The organism is Bradyrhizobium sp. BR 1433, from assembly GCF_051547665.1.
Lineage (GTDB): Bacteria > Pseudomonadota > Alphaproteobacteria > Rhizobiales > Xanthobacteraceae > Bradyrhizobium > Bradyrhizobium australafricanum.
In genome coordinates, this window is the sequence record NZ_JBPUGG010000001.1 from 1937969 (window position 1) to 1953804 (window position 15836).

Here is a 15836-nt window from a genome sequence, read left to right on the forward strand (position 1 = left end):
GATGGGACATTGGCAGGCTGATAGCGTATCTGCAGAGCCCTTGCCAGCGATCATGGACGAGCAGGAGGTTCGGGTTCCATATCGGCCCGCAATTGCCCCTTCAACGCCATGCCGCCCGCAACTCCGACGCCCAGCACATACATCCAGCCCTCGTGAAAGTCGAAGATGTGTGAATTAAACAACGAACTAGAAATATTCTGTACCACGACGAGAAGCCCGATCCAGTTGACGAGACCGTCGCCGCGGAACAGCAAAAGGTGCAGGAGCCACATTGCGTACAGTATCGCTACACCCACAATGCCCCACTGCACGGCGACGTTCAACGTTTGATTGTGGGGGTTTCCGATCACTTCGCCGGAAGCCTGGGTCGCACCGCCCTTCGCGACGCGCTCGAACAGGCCCCGCGTCGCGCCGGTGCCATGGCCGATGACCGGCGCCTCGGCAAAGAAGCCGAGCGACTTGCGCCAGAATTCGAGCCGCAAGCCGAGTGAGGTCGGCTCGTTGCGCTGCATGTAGAGCTTGTAGTCGCGCTCGAACGACTCCGCCGTCGAGCGCAATTGCGGCGAGCCATACCACGCCACCACGGCTAACGCAGCGGCCGCGCAGAGGATCAGGGCGATGCTGCGCCAGCGCAGATGGAGCAGCGCAAACACCGCGAACATAATCGGAACCGTCACCAATGCAGTCCGCGACACCACCACCATCGCCATGTTGGCGAACAGGCTGAGCGCAATCGCAATCAGCAACATGGCCGGCAGGATGCGTTTGGCCCGCAGCAGCATCACGACCGGATAGGCCAGCGCGACCGCGCACAAGGTGAATTCCTGGCTCTGGTCGATGTAGTTCTTGACGAAAACTCCCTGCTCACCCGGAGCGGGCGCCCTCAGCGCGAGGTGCGGATAGGCAAGCACCAGCCAGGACATCAGCATCAACAGCGTGCAGGAGACGAGGAAAGCGACGAACACCCAGGTCCCGCGGGTCGAGCGCTGAAAATGATAGAGCAGGACGGGCAGCACCAGGAGCTTTGCGGTCGGCCCGACCGCGTAGAATCGCGCGCCCCAAGCCGCGTCCGACCACAGCGTGCCGACAAGCGCGAGGCAAAACAACGCGACCGGCGCCAGGCAGATCGGCCGCTTCAGCAGCGCCCAGAAAGCCTTCAGATCGACCGTCGGCGCAATCGCGATCAGCAGCACCACGCCGAAGATGCCGACCAGCGAGGTCGACCACGGCAGCGACAGCGCGATCAGGACCGCGACCACGTCGGTCGCGGTCTGCCAGCGCGCCGGATCGCGCCAGGCCGGACACGCCGCGGCGCCTGCCGGGGATGCCATGCTTGCGCTCACGCCTTGCCCTCACGGGCCCGCGCAACCAGCGACGTCGTGCTGTGGCCGGGCAGGATCTCGACCAGCACCACCTCGCCGCCGGCGGCTTCGACGATCTCGTGGCCAACCACCTGCTCGCGGGTATAGTCGCCGCCCTTGACCAGCACGCTCGGCCGTACCTGCGTGATCAGATTGATCGGCGTGTCCTCCTCGAAGATCGCGACGAGGTCGACGGCTTCCAGCGCCGCCAGCACCTCGGCGCGGGCGCGCTCGTCCTGCACCGGACGTCCCTCGCCCTTCAGCCGCTTCACCGAGGCGTCGCTGTTCAGCCCGACGACGAGGCGATCACAGGCGCCGCGCGCGGCGGTCAGCACCTTGACGTGGCCGGGGTGCAGGATGTCGAAGCAGCCATTGGTGAAGCCGATGCGCAGATCCTGCCTGCGCCACTCCTCGAGGCATGCATCGATGTCGCCGCCGGCCGGGACGATCTTCTCCTCGGCCGCCAGCGAAGCGTGCGGCAGGATCCTTCGGCGCAATTCGGCGGACTTGACGATCGCGGTACCGGTCTTGCCGACCGCAACCGCCGCCGCCGCGCTCGCGATCCGCAGCGCGCCTTCCCAGTCGGCGCCGCCCGCCAGCGCCAGCGCTAGCGCCGCGGCAACGGTATCGCCGGCGCCGGAGACGTCGCGCACCTTGACCGGCAGCGCCGGCACATGGATCGACTCGCCGCCCCGCGTCACCAGCGTCATGCCGCGCTCGCCCTGCGTCACCAGCATCGCCTCGCAATCCGCGAGATACATCGCATCGGGCGCGGCCTGCGCGATGCTGTCCTGGCTGTCGGCGCGGCTGCGGGTCGCCTCGGCGAATTCCTTGCGGTTCGGCGTCAGCACGGTCGCGCCGCGATAGATCGCGAGATTGGCGCTCTTGGGGTCGACGATAACGCGCTTTTGCGCCTGGCGCGCCGCGTCGATCACGTTGCGGATCACGCGCGCGGTGAGCACGCCCTTGGCGTAGTCCGACAGCAGCACGATGTCGGCCCGCGCAAGACGCGGCAGGATCGCATCGATCAGCTGCTGCTCGATGGCCGGCGCGGCCGGCGCGGCGAGTTCCCAGTCGGAGCGCAGCATGTGGGTCGAGAATTGCTCGGAGACGAAGCGCACCTTGCGCGTGGTCGGACGCGCGGCGTCGCGCACCAGCACGGTCTCGATAGCGGGCTCCTTCGCCAGCGCTTCGGCCAGCACCGCGCCGGCGGCGTCCTCGCCGATCAGGCCGACGAAGATGCAGCGCCCGCCAAGCGCGGCGATGTTGCGCGCGACGTTGCCGGCGCCGCCGATATTGGTCTCGCTGCGCCTGACCGCGATCACCGGCGCCGGCGCCTCCGGCGAGATCCGCGACACCTCGCCATAGACGAACTCGTCGAGCATGAGGTCGCCGACGCAGAGCACGGTCTGGCCGGACATGGCACGCGAGATCGCTTCAAAATCGAACATCAGTCACCGTCATCCGCTCTAGCGATAGCGATCCGCGCGATCGAGAAAGCCCTTCACATAGGCCCCGACTGCGTCTTCCAGGCGCGTGAAACCGCCATTGTATCCGGCGCGTCCGAGACGATCGACGACGCTCTGGGTGAAGTACTGGTAACTGCCGCGAATCTGCTCGGGCATGTCGACATACTGGATGTTCGATTCCAGCCCGAGCGCGCCATAGGCCGAGACGATCAGGTCCTTGAAGCTGGCGCGCGTTGCCGGTACCGACATTGAACAGCCCGGAGACCCGCGGCGTCGCGATCAGCCACATCATCACCCGCACGACGTCGTCGACATAGATGAAGTCGCGGCGCTGATCGCCGTCGGCGATGCCCTCGCGATGCGACTTGAACAGCTGCACGACACGGCCCGCCTTGATGTCGTCGAAGCGGCGCGCGAGCACGCTCATCATCGGGCCCTTGTGATATTCATTGGGGCCGAACACGTTGAAGAATTTCAGCCCGGCCCATTGCGGCGGCAGAGGCTCGCCCTTCGCCGCGCGCTCGGCGACCGCAAGGTCGAACAGGTTCTTGCTCCAGCCGTACAGGTTCATCGGCCGCAGCCGCCTCAGCGCCTCGACCGACGCGTCGTCGTCAAACCCCTGTTCGCCGTCGCCATAGGTCGCGGCCGAGGAAGCATAGATGAACGGCGTGGAATTCGCCGTGCACCAGTCGAGCAGCCGCATCGAGAGACGGAAATTGGTCTCGATCACCAGGTCGCCGTCGGTTGCCGTGGTCGCGGAAATGGCGCCGAGATGGATCACGGCGGTGAGCCGCCGCCCCTTCAGCCAGTTGCCAAGCTCGGCCGGCGGAACGACATCGGCAAGCTGGCGCTTGGCCAGGTTCCGCCACTTGCCGTCCTGCCCAAGCAGATCGCAGACCGCGACGTCGCTGCGCCCGGCGTCGTTCAACGCGGCCACGACGTTCGATCCGATAAAACCGGCGCCCCCGGTTACCAGAAACATGATGAAATCCCGCCAGATTCCTTTGCAGCCGTCAGCTTTGCCCCACTCCCGCGTCACAGGCAACGACGGCTTTACCTCTCATCGCGAACCGGTTACCGACTTGGCCGCGCCCGATCGGCCCTGGCCTATTTAGAAATGAATACCGATTCAATATCTGATATCGAAACACAGGATACCGGGGATACCAGACCTATCCTCGTGGTGCCCTATGTTTGGATCGGCGATTTCGTGCGCGGCCACACGGTGGTCAGGGTGCTCCGCAAGCGCTGGCCGAATTGGCCGATCGACCTTCTGACATCCAGGCTTTGCGCCCCTTTGGTCGATTATATGCCCGATGTTCGCGCCGGGATCGTGTCCGACCTGCCGCGCAGCCGGCTGGCGCTGGCCCAGCAGCAGGCGCTCGCGGCCGAGCTCCGCCGACGGAACTACGCCACCGCGCTGGTGCTGCCGCGGACCTGGAAGGCCGCTCTCGCACCGGCGCTGGCGGGCATCCCGGAACGGGTCGGCTTCTTTGGCGAGGTGCGGTTCGGCCTGATCAACGCGATGCGATGGGGTGAAAAGCAGCAGCCGCGCTTCATCGACAAGAACGCAATCCTGGCGCTGCCTGACGGCACTGCCCGCCTGCCGGAATGGCCGGTGCCGCAGCTTCGGGTTCCCGCGGACGAAATCGAACGCTGGCGGCAGGCCAACGGCCTCGGCCGCGGTCCCGCCATCGCGCTCGGCCCCGGCTCGGTCGGCGCCTCGAAACGCTGGACCTATTATCCGGAGGCGGCGCGCCTGTTCGCCGAACATGGTTTCGACGTCTGGGTGGTCGGCGGCCCCGGCGAGAAGGCGCTGGCGCAGGAGATCACGGCAGCCGGCGGCGCGCGGGTCCGCGACCTCACCGGCACCGATCTGCGCAACGGCATTGTTGCGATGGCCGCGGCCAGCGTCGCTGTGACCAACGACTCCGGGCTGATGCACATCGCCGCCGCAATCGGCACGCCGACCATGGGCATCTTCGGCCCGACCGATCCTTATCTCTGGGCGCCCCTCAACGGCCTCGCCGCGACGGTGCTGCAGACCAGGAGCAAGCTGTCGTGCCAGCCGTGCCAGCGCACGGTCTGCACCATGAACGATCATCGCTGCATGCGCGACATCGCCCCCGAAGAGGTTGTGGAGATTGCGCAGCGCGTGCTGGCTCAGCTCAGCGCGCGGTAGACCGCCGCGATCGCGTTCGCTTCGGCATCGAGGCTGAACTTATCCACAACTCGTTGCCGCGCCCGCGCCCCCATCGCCGCGGCCGCTGCCGGATCGCGCATCAAGGGCTCCAGCGCGGCCGCCAGCGCATCGGCGTCGCCAGGCGGCGTGAGCACGCCGGTGACGCCGTCCTCGACGACGAACTCGGCCGCGCCGGCGCGCGCCGCCACCAGCGCCGCGCCTGCCGACATCGCCTCGATCAGGGTCAGGCCGAAACCTTCATTGCGCGAGGTGAAGGCGTAGACCGTCAGCCGCTGGTACCAGCGCACGACGTCCTCGATCGGCAGTTCGCCCGTGATGATGATGCGCGATTGCAGGCCGGCGGCCTCGATCTTCCGCCTTAGCTCGTTGGCAAAGGCGAGCTGCTCCGGCACCACCGCGCCGACGATGACGGCGGTGAAATCGGGATAGCGCGGCAGCAGCCTGCACATCGCCTCGACGAAGACGTCGCTGCCCTTCTGCGCGCGCACCCGCCCGAAACAGCCGATCGCATAGCGCCCCGGCAATCCGCTCTCGGCGAAGGCTGCCGCGCGATCGGCCGGCGGCGCATAACGATCGGTGTCGACGCCGTGCATCACCACTGTCGCGTCGCGCTTCAGATAGGAGGCCGACAGCGGACTGGTGGCGATGATCGCATCCATGTTGCGGATCAGCCAGCGCGTCAGCCAGGTGTGGTGGCGCTGCGCGGCCGAGGTGAAGATCAGTTTCAGCGGCCAGCCGAGCGCGCGCAGCACGAGCCCGACGATCATCTCGTCGTTGCGCCGCGCGTGCCAGATCAGCGGCGATGCGCGCCGCCACAGCCGGAGGAGATCGGCGAATCCGATCGCGTCGATGCCGTCGGGCCGATGCGAGCCGAGCCAGCCTGCGCGAAACATCTTTGCGAGTTTCGGCGCGACCATGCGGTTGGTCGCGGTGACACCCGAATAGCGTCGGTGCAGATTGGGCACGATGAGCTTGAGCTCGCCGGCAGGTATGTTCTCGATCGGCACGCAAGTCTCCGTTTCGTGCCAGTTCCTATACGCAACATTAAGCATAGTGGCCAGTTCGGCCGCGGCGAAACCCCCTCTTCACCGCACTCCCGCTAGCATCACCGGTTAAAGAATATCGGGAGAGCTCTATCCATGACCGTGCTCGTGACCGGCGGCGCCGGCTATATCGGAAGTCACATGGCTCATGCGCTGGTCGATGCCGGCGAGAGCGTCGTCGTGATCGACAACCTTTCCACCGGCTTCTCCGCGTTCCTGCCCGAAGGCGTGCCGCTGTTCATCGGCGATGCCGGCGACGAAAATCTCGTCGAGGGCGTGATCGCCCAGCACGGCATCGACAGCATCATCCATTTCGCGGGCTCCGTCGTGGTGCCGGACTCGATGCGCGATCCGCTCGGCTACTACCGCAACAACACCATGACGACGCGCAGCCTGCTCAACGCGGCGGTGAAGGGCGGCGTCGGCCGCTTCATCTTCTCCTCGACCGCGGCCGTCTACGGCAACCCGGACCAGGTGCCGGTGCCGGAGATCGCACCGACCCGTCCGCTGTCGCCCTACGGCTCGTCGAAGCTGATGACCGAGATCATGCTGCACGACGTCGCATCCGCTCATGGCATGAGCTACGTCGTGCTGCGCTACTTCAACGTCGCCGGCGCCGACCCGAAGGGCCGCGTCGGCCTTGCCACCATCGGCGCCACCCATCTGCTCAAGATCGCGGTCGAGGCCGCGACCGGACAGCGCGCCAAGATCGACGTGTTCGGCACCGACTATCCGACCCAGGACGGCAGCTGCATCAGGGATTTCATCCATGTCAGCGACCTCGTCGAGGCGCATCGCTCGGCGCTGTCCTATCTGCGCGCCGGCGGGCAATCGGTGACGATGAATTGCGGTTATGGCCGCGGCTATTCCGTGCTCGAAACCATCGAGGCGGTGCGCCGGGTCTCGATGCGCAATTTCGCGGTCGCCTACGCCGCGCGGCGGCCTGGCGACATCATGACCATGGTGGCCGACACGACAAGGATCCGCTCGCTGCTCGACTGGACGCCGCGCTACGATGATCTCGAGACCATCGCGAGCCACGCACTGGCCTGGGAGGAGAAGTTGTTCCGGGAGCGCGCCGGCTCCGCGCGACAAGCGGAATCGGCCTAAAAAACAAACCGTTATCAAGCAGTTATTGTACTTGAAAAAGCCCCGCCAAGCGGGCAAGGAGGTCCCGCAACCCTGACGGCCGGCGCTGCCCGCCGTCAATGGAACGCGGATGGCCCAGTTTCCAAAGAAAATTACCGACGATCCCTATGGCGCGGCGATCCTGATTCGCCGCCTGGTCTTGGAACAAGGGATTACCTATTGGCGGCGCTATCTGACGGCGTTCGCCCTGATGGCCGTTGCGGCCGGCTCGACGGCTGGCGCCACCTACGTGCTCGGCCAGGTGATCAACCAGGCCTATGTCGACAAGAACATCCCCGGCATCGCGATGTTCGCCGGGATCACGGTGGTGCTGCTGTTCATCAAGGGCGTGGCGACCTACGGCCACATGGTGATCCTGAACAAGATCTCCAACGCCATCCTCGCCAGCAACCAGCGGCAGCTATTCGCCAAGCTGATGAGCGAGAGCATCGGCTTCTTCTCGCAGCGGCACTCGTCGGAATTCCTGGCGCGGCTGACCGCCGGCGCCAAGTCGATCACCGACGTACTCAACATGCTGGTCAATGCGATCGGCCGCGACTTCCTGATGCTGATCAGCATGGTCGCCGTCATGGTCTGGCAGGACCCGCTGATGTCGTTCATCGGGCTCGTGGCGGTGCCGCCGGCGATGCCGATGCTGCGCAGGCTGGTGAAGCGGATCAAGGGGCTCGCCTACAACCAGTTCACCGGCACCGCCGACATCATGGAGACGATGCAGGAATCGCTGCAGGGCATCCGCACCGTGAAGGCGTTCACGCTGGAAGGCGCCATGCAGCAGCGGATCGACGAGCACATCGCAACCGTCGAGAGCAATGCCAACAAGATGGCGCGCGTCGCCAACCGTTCCAATCCGCTGATGGAAATGCTCGGCGGCTTCGCGGTCGCCGGCTGCCTGATGTATGGCGGCTACAGCGTGGTGGCGCTCGGTTCCACGCCGGGCCAGTTCTTCACGTTCCTGACCGCCTTCCTGATGGCGACCGAGCCGGCCAAGCGGCTGGCGCGGCTCAACATCGACCTCAACAGCCAGCTGGTCGGCGCGCGGATGCTGCTCGAGGTGGTCGATAGCCCCGCGAGCGAACAGTCCGATGACGGCAAGCCGGCCCTGAAACTCTCCGACGCGCGGATCGAACTGCGCGACGTCAGCTTCGCCTATCGGCCGGGCGAGCCGGTGCTGAACCGCATGAGCTTCGTGGCCGAGCCCGGCAAAGTGACTGCGCTGGTCGGCCCCTCCGGCGGCGGCAAATCGACCGTGCTGGCCTTGCTGCTTCGCTTCTACGAGACGCGCGAGGGCGACATCCTGATCGACGGACAGCCGATCTCGTCAGTGTCTCGCAAGTCGCTGCGGCAGCAGACCGCCTATGTCGGACAGGACGTCTATCTGTTCCGCGATACCATCCGCGCCAACATCGCCTTCGGCAAGCAGGGCGCCACCGAGCAAGAGATCGTCGACGCCGCCAAGGCCGCCTGCGCACACGACTTCATCATGAGCTTCCCTCTCGGCTACGACACGCCGGTCGGCGAGCACGGCACCCAGCTGTCCGGCGGGCAGCGCCAGCGCATCGCGGTCGCCCGCGCGCTGATCAAGAACGCGCCGATCATCCTGCTCGACGAGGCCACCGCCGCGCTCAACTCGGAGTTCGAGAAGCAGGTGCAGGAAGCGATCGAGCATCTCTGCCAGGGCCGCACCACGATCGTGATCGCGCACCGCCTGCACACCATCATGCATGCCGATGCGATCCTTGTGGTCGAGGGCGGCGAGATCGTCGAGCGCGGACGGCACGAGGAGTTGCTGCGCCGCGGCGGCCGTTACGCCTCGTTCTTCCGCCTGCAGCACCACCACGACCCGTCGCCGCTGGCGCTGGCGCCGATCAGCGCCACCGGCTAGGTCCCTCTCATCCCCTCGGGGCAATGCCGGCGCGGAGCACGCGCAGCACGTTGCCGCCCATGACCTTGCGGATGTCGTCCTCCGAGAACCCGCGCGACATCAGCGCCTGGGTCACGGCGACGATCTCGCTGGCATCGAAGCCCGTCGTGGTCGAGCCGTCGAAATCCGACCCGAGGCCGACATGGTCGATCCCGACCAGGTCGCGCACATGGGCGATCGCCCGCGCCACGTTGTTCGGATCGAGCGAGCAGACGGCGCCTTGCCAGAAACCGATGCCGACCACGCCGCCGGTCCGCGCGACACCCCGGACTTCGTCGTCGGTGAGGTTGCGGTTGACCTTGCAGGTCGCCTGAACGCCGCCATGGCTCGAGACCACCGGGCGCGTCGCCATCGCCAGCACCTCGGTGACCGCCGCGTGGCTCGCATGCGCGAGGTCGACGATCATGCCCATCGCCTCCATCCGCTGCACCACCTGCCGGCCGAGCGGCGTCAGCCCGCCCTTTGCGACGCCGTGCATTGAGCCTGCGACATCATTATCGAAGAAATGCGCGAGACCGGCCATTCTGAATCCGGCGGCGTAGAGCACGTCGAGATTGGCGATATTGCCCTCTATATTCTGCAGGCCCTCGATCGACAGCATGCCGCCAACCACCGTCGCGCCGCCCTTGCGGTCGGCAAGCAGGCGGTCGAGATCGGCCGGCGTTGCGATCAGGCGCAGCCGCCCGGCGGACTGTTCGGCGAAGCTCCGCAGTTTCTCGGCATGCCACAGCGAGCGCTGCAGCAACGAGAACCACGTCCGTGGCGGCTGCAGATCGATGATGGCGAGGTTCGTGATGGTGTCGGTGTCGGCGCCGTTGGCATCATAGTTCTGGCCCTTGGGCGACTTGGTGACCGAAGAGAACACCTGCAGCGCGTAGTGTCCCTCGATCAGGCGCGGCAGATCGATATGGCCGCGATCGGATCGCGCGATCAGGTCGCGCTTCCACAACAGGCTGTCCGCATGCATGTCCGCCACGTCGAGCGACGCCTGCAAGGCCGTAGCGGCGGGCGTGATGTCCAGCGCCACGCGCTGGACCCTGTTCTGCGCCCGGTCGATCCGCTCCGGGGCGACCGTGAAAAACCGAACGGCGGCGGCGATCAGGGCCACAACGATCAGCACCAGGCCGACCGAAAGCCATTTCCTCATGGACACCACCGCCTTTGTCGACCAAAGGCGGCTGCGCTCGGCGGAAAGCTGGCCTCACCTCTGCGCCGGATGCAGCCGCAGCCACTAGCCCTGAGCGGCGTAAGCGCGTAAATACCGCCCGCGCTCCCTCCTTCAACCCTCCGGGACCCGTTCATGAACGCCGCATCCACCGTCATTCCGCTTCCCCCGCAGCCCTCGCTTCCCGTCGTCGGCGAATCCGGCAGCTATCCGGTCCGCCGCATCTGGTGCGTTGGCCGCAACTATCTCGAGCATATCAGGGAGATGGGTAATGACGAGCGCGCGCCGCCATTCTTCTTCGGCAAGCATGCCGACATGCTGGTGCCCGATGGCGCGACCATCCCCTATCCGCCGCTGACCAAGGACCTGCATCACGAGGTCGAGCTGGTGGTGGCGATGAAGAGCGGCGGGCTGAACATCCCCGCCGACAAGGCGCTCGAGCATGTCTACGGCTATGCCGTCGGCATCGACCTGACCCGCCGGGACCTGCAGATCGCCTCGCGCAAGAAGGAGCGGCCCTGGGAGATCGGCAAGTCGTTCGACTATTCCGCGCCCTGCTCGGCGATCCAGCCGGCCGCGAAGATCGGCCACCCGACCGCGGGCAAGATCTGGCTCACCGTCAACGGCAAGGAAGCCCAGAAGGGCGACCTCACCGAGCTGATCTGGAACGTGCCTGAAATCATCTGGCAGCTCTCGCAGCAGGTGAAGCTTGCCGCCGGCGACATCATCATGACCGGCACGCCAGCCGGCGTCTCGCAGCTGCAGGTGGGCGACAAGCTCGAATGCGGCGTCGACGGCGTCGGCAAGCTCGCGGTGACGATCGGCAAGCCGGAATAACCGCCTCAGGAACGAGGCCAGGCCCAAAGCCCCGGACTTCAGGTCCGGGGCTTTTTGCTGTGCGCCGTCAGCGCATCGTGCCGGGCATGCAGGGTGGCTCGGTGAACGGGGCGGTCGCGAACGATCCGACCTTCGGCGCACGCACGCAATCGGTGGTCTTGCTGCTGACCGTCGTTGTCGTCATCGAAGCATTGGCGCGCCGTACCGCAGCGTTGTTGCCGGCGGCGGACGCCTGCGCCGAACAGGCGGCTGCCGCAACCAGCGCAAGCGCTGCGAGGGTCAATTTGGTCATGGGATTTCTCCGTACGGTGGGTGAAGCCGACCTAGCTCGGCCCCTGTGATCAAGGACCGCGAGCGCCCCGAAATTATTTCATCACGCGCGATCACCGCGCCGCGAGCGTCTGATCACTTCAGATGGAGCGGGGAATACCGGAGCGACCGGGGCACTCCATGTCATCAAGGCCGCGCACAAACGCGGCGATGACGGCACGGAGATTTTCATGATCGATCTTCGACGACCCGGCGTACGACTTGGCTTGGCTGCGATTATGTCCACGGCAATGGCGACCGCTTGCTTCGCACAGGCGGCGGTCCAGCAGCCCCGCGCCTACGCGTCAAACGAAACCGCGAGCAGGCCGTGGTCGGCGCCGGTCGGCCATCGCCAGCCGCGCGCCGCCGATGTTCCGGCGACGACATCGACATCGCAGCAGGTCATCGATCAGGAGGACGCGATCGTCGACCGCAAGATCAAGGGCATTTGCCGCGGCTGCTAGAGCATGATCCGGAAAAGTGCGAAGCGGTTTTCCGAGCAGATCAAGCTCAAAGACAAGGAGCCACACCCCTCGGTCTCGCCGGCGGCGGAGCTTACTGCCTTTCGGCGGCGTGCGGCGCTGCCGGGCCGAAATGCGTCTTCTCGTATTCGAGCCACAGCTCGAGCAGCGCCATGAACGCCACCACCGCGCCGGCGGCGATGGCAAAATGCATCGCGCGGGTATGCGTGAAGCCGAGCAGCCAGGGCGAGACGATCAGCCAGCAGCCGACGACCAGGTTGATCCATTCTTCCCAGATCGAGAACGCGACGATCGCCGCCAGCGACATGATCGCGATCGCCGCGCCGCTGATCCTGAGATCGATCGCCGCGGTCGGATTGGCCTGCACGAACAGCCACGGCGCGGCGAGCAGGAAGATCGCGGCGACGAGGTTATAGAGATCGAGCGCGGATTTTTTCGCCACTTCATCATCGATTGCTCCCTTGCTACTCAAACCCGCTGCTGATGCGCCTCGGGCGCATTGATGTCCCTGCCCGTGTAGTCGGTCATCATCGCGGTCGCGACCAGCGTGATGATTGCGCAAGCCGCGATATAGGCCGCGATCGCGGTCGCCGAATGGAACGTGCCGAACAGCCAGGTCGCGATCAACGGTGCCGGACCGCCGGCGATCACGGAAGCAAGCTGATAGCCGAGCGAGGCGCCGCTGTAGCGCAGGCGACCAGTAAAGCTCTCTGCGATCAGGGCCGCCTGCGGGCCGTACTGCATGTCGTGCGGAATCAGCGACAGGAAGATCGCAAGGAAGATGATCGTTTCCGATCCGGTGTTAAGCATCGCGAAATAGATGAAGCCGAACACGCCGGTCACGGCAGCGCCGATCATGTACATGTTCTTGCGGCCGATCTGATCGGAGATGTGCCCGCACAGCGGGATCGAGACGAACGACAGCACCGAGGCCGCGAGCACCGCGGTGAGCAGGAAGTCGCGCGACACGTGCAGCGTTCCGACGCCGTAGGAGAACACGAAGGCGGTAAAGATGTAGAACGGCGCCTGCTCGGACATCCGCGCGAAGGCGGACAGCAGGATCTCCTTCGGATGATCGCGGATCACCGTCAGCATCGGCGTGCGGTCGAGCTGACGCTCGGCCAGCAGCTTGCTGAACACAGGCGTTTCCAGAATGCCGAGCCGGATGTAGAGGCCGACACCGACCAGGACGATGCTGAGCGCGAACGGAATGCGCCAGCCCCACGACAGGAACTGGTCGCCCGACATCTGGCTGAAAGCCAGCACCGCGAGATTGGCGAGGAACAGTCCGCAGGGCACGCCGAATTGCGGCCATGACGCGATCAGGCCGCGGGAGCGATCGTTGCGCGCCCATTCCATCGACATCAGCACCGAGCCGCCCCATTCGCCGCCGACGCCGACGCCCTGGATGAAGCGCAGCACGGTCAAGATCACCGCGCCCCAGATGCCGATGCTGGAATAGGTCGGCACCAATGCGACCGCAGCGGTCGCCAGTCCCATCAACAGCAGCGTCGCGATCAGCGTCGACTTGCGGCCGATGCGATCGCCATAGTGCCCGAAGATCGCAGCCCCGATCGGCCGCGCGACGAAGCCGACCGCATAGATGGCGAAGGCCTCGAGCGTGCCGACCCAGGGATCGGAATGCGGAAAGAACAGTTTTGCGAACACCAGGCCGGTGACGGTGCTGTAGAGAAAGAAGTCATACCACTCGATCGCGGTCCCGACGGTGGAGGCGATCACCGCACGGCGCATCTGCAGCTGATGCTCGGATGGTGTGAGCCGGTTGGCGTCGAGGCCGGGGGTCAGACCAAGCATTGGGCCAAATCTTGCCATGGGGGTGTCTCCCTCGCACAGGCCCCCGGACGGATATTGACTGTGGTTTGTTTGAGCACAAACGATAAGGCGCGCCGGAAAGTTCCACCGGAACGGACCGTCGAGGCTTGAACTTTAGTCGGCCTTCAGTCGGCCATGGCGAGCGACAGATCGCAACGCGTCGAGGGCGTCGTCCGCCACCGCTCGCCCACCGGGGGGACCATGCTTCGCAGATGGCTGCCGGATGCGCCCGGCAGCCGCCGGGCGGTTCGTTAATCTGCCGCGCTTCGTCTCACGACAGCCCGAGGGCCCGCCCGTCGCTGCGCGGATCGTGCGCCCCGGTGATGCTTCCGTCGGCGTCGATCCGGATCGCACCCGGATGTCCTGCGAGCGGGCTCTGGGCTGGTATCGGACTGATTTCGTGGCCGCGCCCGGCGAGCGCCTTGAAGACCTCTTCACCGGCATCCTTCTCCAGCTTCAGGCTGTCGCGCGCATCGGAGAACGTCTTGCCGAGCAGGAAACGCGGTCGCGACAGCGCGGTGAGCGGATCCATGTTGTAGTCGATCAGCCTGGTCAGCACCGCCGCAAGCGTCTGCGGCTGGCCGTCGGCTCCCTGCGTGCCGTACAGCAGATGCGGCCGTCCGCGCTCGAGATAGATCCCCGGATTGAGCGTGTGGAACGGCCGCTTGCCCGGCTTGAGGCAGTTGGGGCTGGCCGGGTCGAGGTTGAACGACGCACCGCGGTTATGCCAGATGATGCCGGTGTCGCCGGCCACCATGCCGCTTCCCCAATCGTAGTAGACGGTTTGCAGCATGCTGACGCAATTGCCGTCCCGATCGGTCGCGGCGAGATAAACCGTGTCGCCCTTCTTGAACACGTGCGGCCACGGCATCGCCTTCTCGAGGCTGATCGCCTTCGCGCGCGCGTCGAGGTGGCTCGCCGAGAGCAGCTGATTGACCGGGACGTCGACGAATTCCGGATCGCCGATGTAGCGGCCGCGGTCGATGAAGGCCTGCTTCACCGCTTCGACCAGCAGGTGATAGTAGTCCGCGCTCCCTTCCGGATATTTCGCGAGCTCGAAGCGGTCGAGGATACCCATGATCTCGAGTGTCGTGAGACCCTGCGTCGGCGGGCGCAGCCCGAGCAGCTCGCCGCCGCGATAGCCGACGCGCAACGGCGTCTCGTCGCGCGCGCGGCAGCGCGCCAGATCGTCGGCGGTCAGCGGCGAGCCGATCTGCTTCAGTCCGGCCGCAATGCGCGCGGCGAGCTTTCCTTCGTAGAAATCACGCCCGCCATTTGCCGCCAGCATCTCCAGCGATTTCGCGAGTTCAGGCTGGACCAGCGGCTCGCCGATTTCAGGCATCCGGCCGGCGGGCATGAAGATGCGCTGGATGTCGGGCCAGTCCTTCAGGTTCTTCGCTTCCATGTCCTGCCAGAAGCGCTGCGACGGCGTGACCGGGAAGCCCTTGCCGGCGTATTCGATCGGGCGCTCGAACAGCGACGCCCAGCTCTGCTTTCCGGCCCAGGACTTGCGGCTGAAATCGAACGCCTGGTCCCAGACGTCGACGGTCGTGGCCGCGGTCAGCGCCGACCCAGGCCCCCGGATCGGGACCGAGCCGCTGTAGTTCGGCAGGTTGAGCGCAGCCTGACCTGCGCCGGACAGCGTCCGGACGTTTCCCTTGCGGTCACTGATCACCATGAAGCTGTCGCCGCCGAGGCCGCTGAAATGCGGATAGGTCACGCACAGCGTGGCGCCGATGGCGATGACCGCCTCGATCGCATTGCCGCCCTTGCGCAGCACCTCGAGTTCCGCCTGCGTGGCAAGCTCGTGCGGGCTCGTCACCATGCCGGTCTTCGATCGCGCCAGCGCGCCCGTATTGTCGAGGGCCCAGAGCGGTCGCGGCGCCGCCGCGGCGACCGCCGTGAGCATGGACCCGACCAGCAACTCCCTGCGCGACATGCCAAGATTGGCCATTCGACTTCCCTCTCCGTTTCCTCGTTGTGTCGATGTTGTGCGATCGCGGGCTGCGGACACCGCGACGTCCAAATCCCCGAAGGACCGCCACTGGCATTTGGCATGCCAAG

Annotated in this window: 13 protein-coding genes and 1 pseudogene; 5 read left to right on the forward strand and 9 right to left on the reverse strand. The window is 65.9% G+C overall.

From position 1 onward, the window contains the following. Window positions 1–50: 50 nt before the first annotated feature. From ACSKB9_RS09800 to rfaD, 3 genes and pseudogenes are all read right to left on the reverse strand, one after another. Window positions 51–1331, reverse strand: a complete 1281-nt coding sequence (locus tag ACSKB9_RS09800) for an O-antigen ligase family protein (protein WP_438072804.1) — start codon at window positions 1329–1331, stop codon at window positions 51–53. Between the two features lie 8 nt (window positions 1332–1339). Beyond that, a complete protein-coding gene (gene rfaE1, locus ACSKB9_RS09805) occupies window positions 1340–2812 on the reverse strand; it encodes a D-glycero-beta-D-manno-heptose-7-phosphate kinase (protein ID WP_438072806.1) in 1473 nt (490 codons plus the stop codon). An 18-nt stretch (window positions 2813–2830) separates the two neighbouring features. Beyond that, a pseudogene (rfaD, locus tag ACSKB9_RS09810) lies at window positions 2831–3812 on the reverse strand (ADP-glyceromanno-heptose 6-epimerase). 135 nt (window positions 3813–3947) lie between these two features. Between rfaD and waaF the strand changes: the two are divergent. After that, window positions 3948–5012, forward strand: coding sequence for a lipopolysaccharide heptosyltransferase II (gene waaF, locus ACSKB9_RS09815; protein WP_438072808.1), 1065 nt, complete (start codon window positions 3948–3950; stop codon window positions 5010–5012). On the opposite strand, the gene ACSKB9_RS09820 is transcribed toward waaF, so the two are convergent. Next, window positions 4994–6034 carry a glycosyltransferase family 4 protein gene (locus ACSKB9_RS09820; RefSeq protein WP_438080137.1) on the reverse strand — a complete coding sequence of 347 codons (1041 nt, stop codon included), beginning with the start codon at window positions 6032–6034 and terminating at the stop codon, window positions 4994–4996. The genes waaF and ACSKB9_RS09820 overlap by 19 nt on opposite strands. 138 nt (window positions 6035–6172) lie before the next feature. On the opposite strand from ACSKB9_RS09820, the gene galE reads away from it, so the two are divergent. Together galE and ACSKB9_RS09830 are read left to right on the forward strand one after the other, a co-directional pair. Then, window positions 6173–7186 carry a UDP-glucose 4-epimerase GalE gene (galE, locus tag ACSKB9_RS09825; RefSeq protein WP_438072810.1) on the forward strand — a complete coding sequence of 338 codons (1014 nt, stop codon included), beginning with the start codon at window positions 6173–6175 and terminating at the stop codon, window positions 7184–7186. 109 nt (window positions 7187–7295) lie between these two features. Continuing rightward, window positions 7296–9107: an ABC transporter ATP-binding protein gene (locus ACSKB9_RS09830; protein ID WP_438072812.1), complete on the forward strand. Its 1812-nt coding sequence runs from the start codon at window positions 7296–7298 to the stop codon at window positions 9105–9107. A gap of 7 nt (window positions 9108–9114) precedes the next feature. On the opposite strand, the gene ACSKB9_RS09835 is transcribed toward ACSKB9_RS09830, so the two are convergent. Next, window positions 9115–10293 (reverse strand): dipeptidase, encoded by a 1179-nt coding sequence (locus ACSKB9_RS09835; protein ID WP_438072813.1) that lies wholly within the window; start codon window positions 10291–10293, stop codon window positions 9115–9117. Between the two features lie 153 nt (window positions 10294–10446). Here ACSKB9_RS09835 and ACSKB9_RS09840 point away from each other — a divergent pair, with 153 nt between their 5' ends. Beyond that, a complete protein-coding gene (locus ACSKB9_RS09840; protein ID WP_028338305.1) occupies window positions 10447–11148 on the forward strand; it encodes a fumarylacetoacetate hydrolase family protein in 702 nt (233 codons plus the stop codon). A gap of 67 nt (window positions 11149–11215) precedes the next feature. On the opposite strand, the gene ACSKB9_RS09845 is transcribed toward ACSKB9_RS09840, so the two are convergent. Next, on the reverse strand, window positions 11216–11440 hold the full coding sequence (locus ACSKB9_RS09845) for a hypothetical protein (RefSeq protein WP_057016719.1): 225 nt from the start codon (window positions 11438–11440) through the stop codon (window positions 11216–11218). A gap of 256 nt (window positions 11441–11696) precedes the next feature. Between ACSKB9_RS09845 and ACSKB9_RS09850 the strand changes: the two genes are divergently transcribed. Continuing rightward, window positions 11697–11921 carry a hypothetical protein gene (locus ACSKB9_RS09850; protein WP_438072815.1) on the forward strand — a complete coding sequence of 75 codons (225 nt, stop codon included), beginning with the start codon at window positions 11697–11699 and terminating at the stop codon, window positions 11919–11921. 91 nt (window positions 11922–12012) lie between these two features. On the opposite strand, the gene ACSKB9_RS09855 is transcribed toward ACSKB9_RS09850, so the two are convergent. The 3 genes from ACSKB9_RS09855 to ggt form a co-directional block, all read right to left on the reverse strand. Next, a complete protein-coding gene (locus ACSKB9_RS09855; protein WP_438072817.1) occupies window positions 12013–12381 on the reverse strand; it encodes an SPW repeat protein in 369 nt (122 codons plus the stop codon). A 26-nt stretch (window positions 12382–12407) separates the two neighbouring features. Beyond that, a complete protein-coding gene (locus ACSKB9_RS09860; protein WP_016842171.1) occupies window positions 12408–13754 on the reverse strand; it encodes an MFS transporter in 1347 nt (448 codons plus the stop codon). A 289-nt stretch (window positions 13755–14043) separates the two neighbouring features. Beyond that, window positions 14044–15726: a gamma-glutamyltransferase gene (gene ggt, locus ACSKB9_RS09865; protein WP_438072819.1), complete on the reverse strand. Its 1683-nt coding sequence runs from the start codon at window positions 15724–15726 to the stop codon at window positions 14044–14046. Between the last annotated feature and the right edge of the window lie 110 nt (window positions 15727–15836).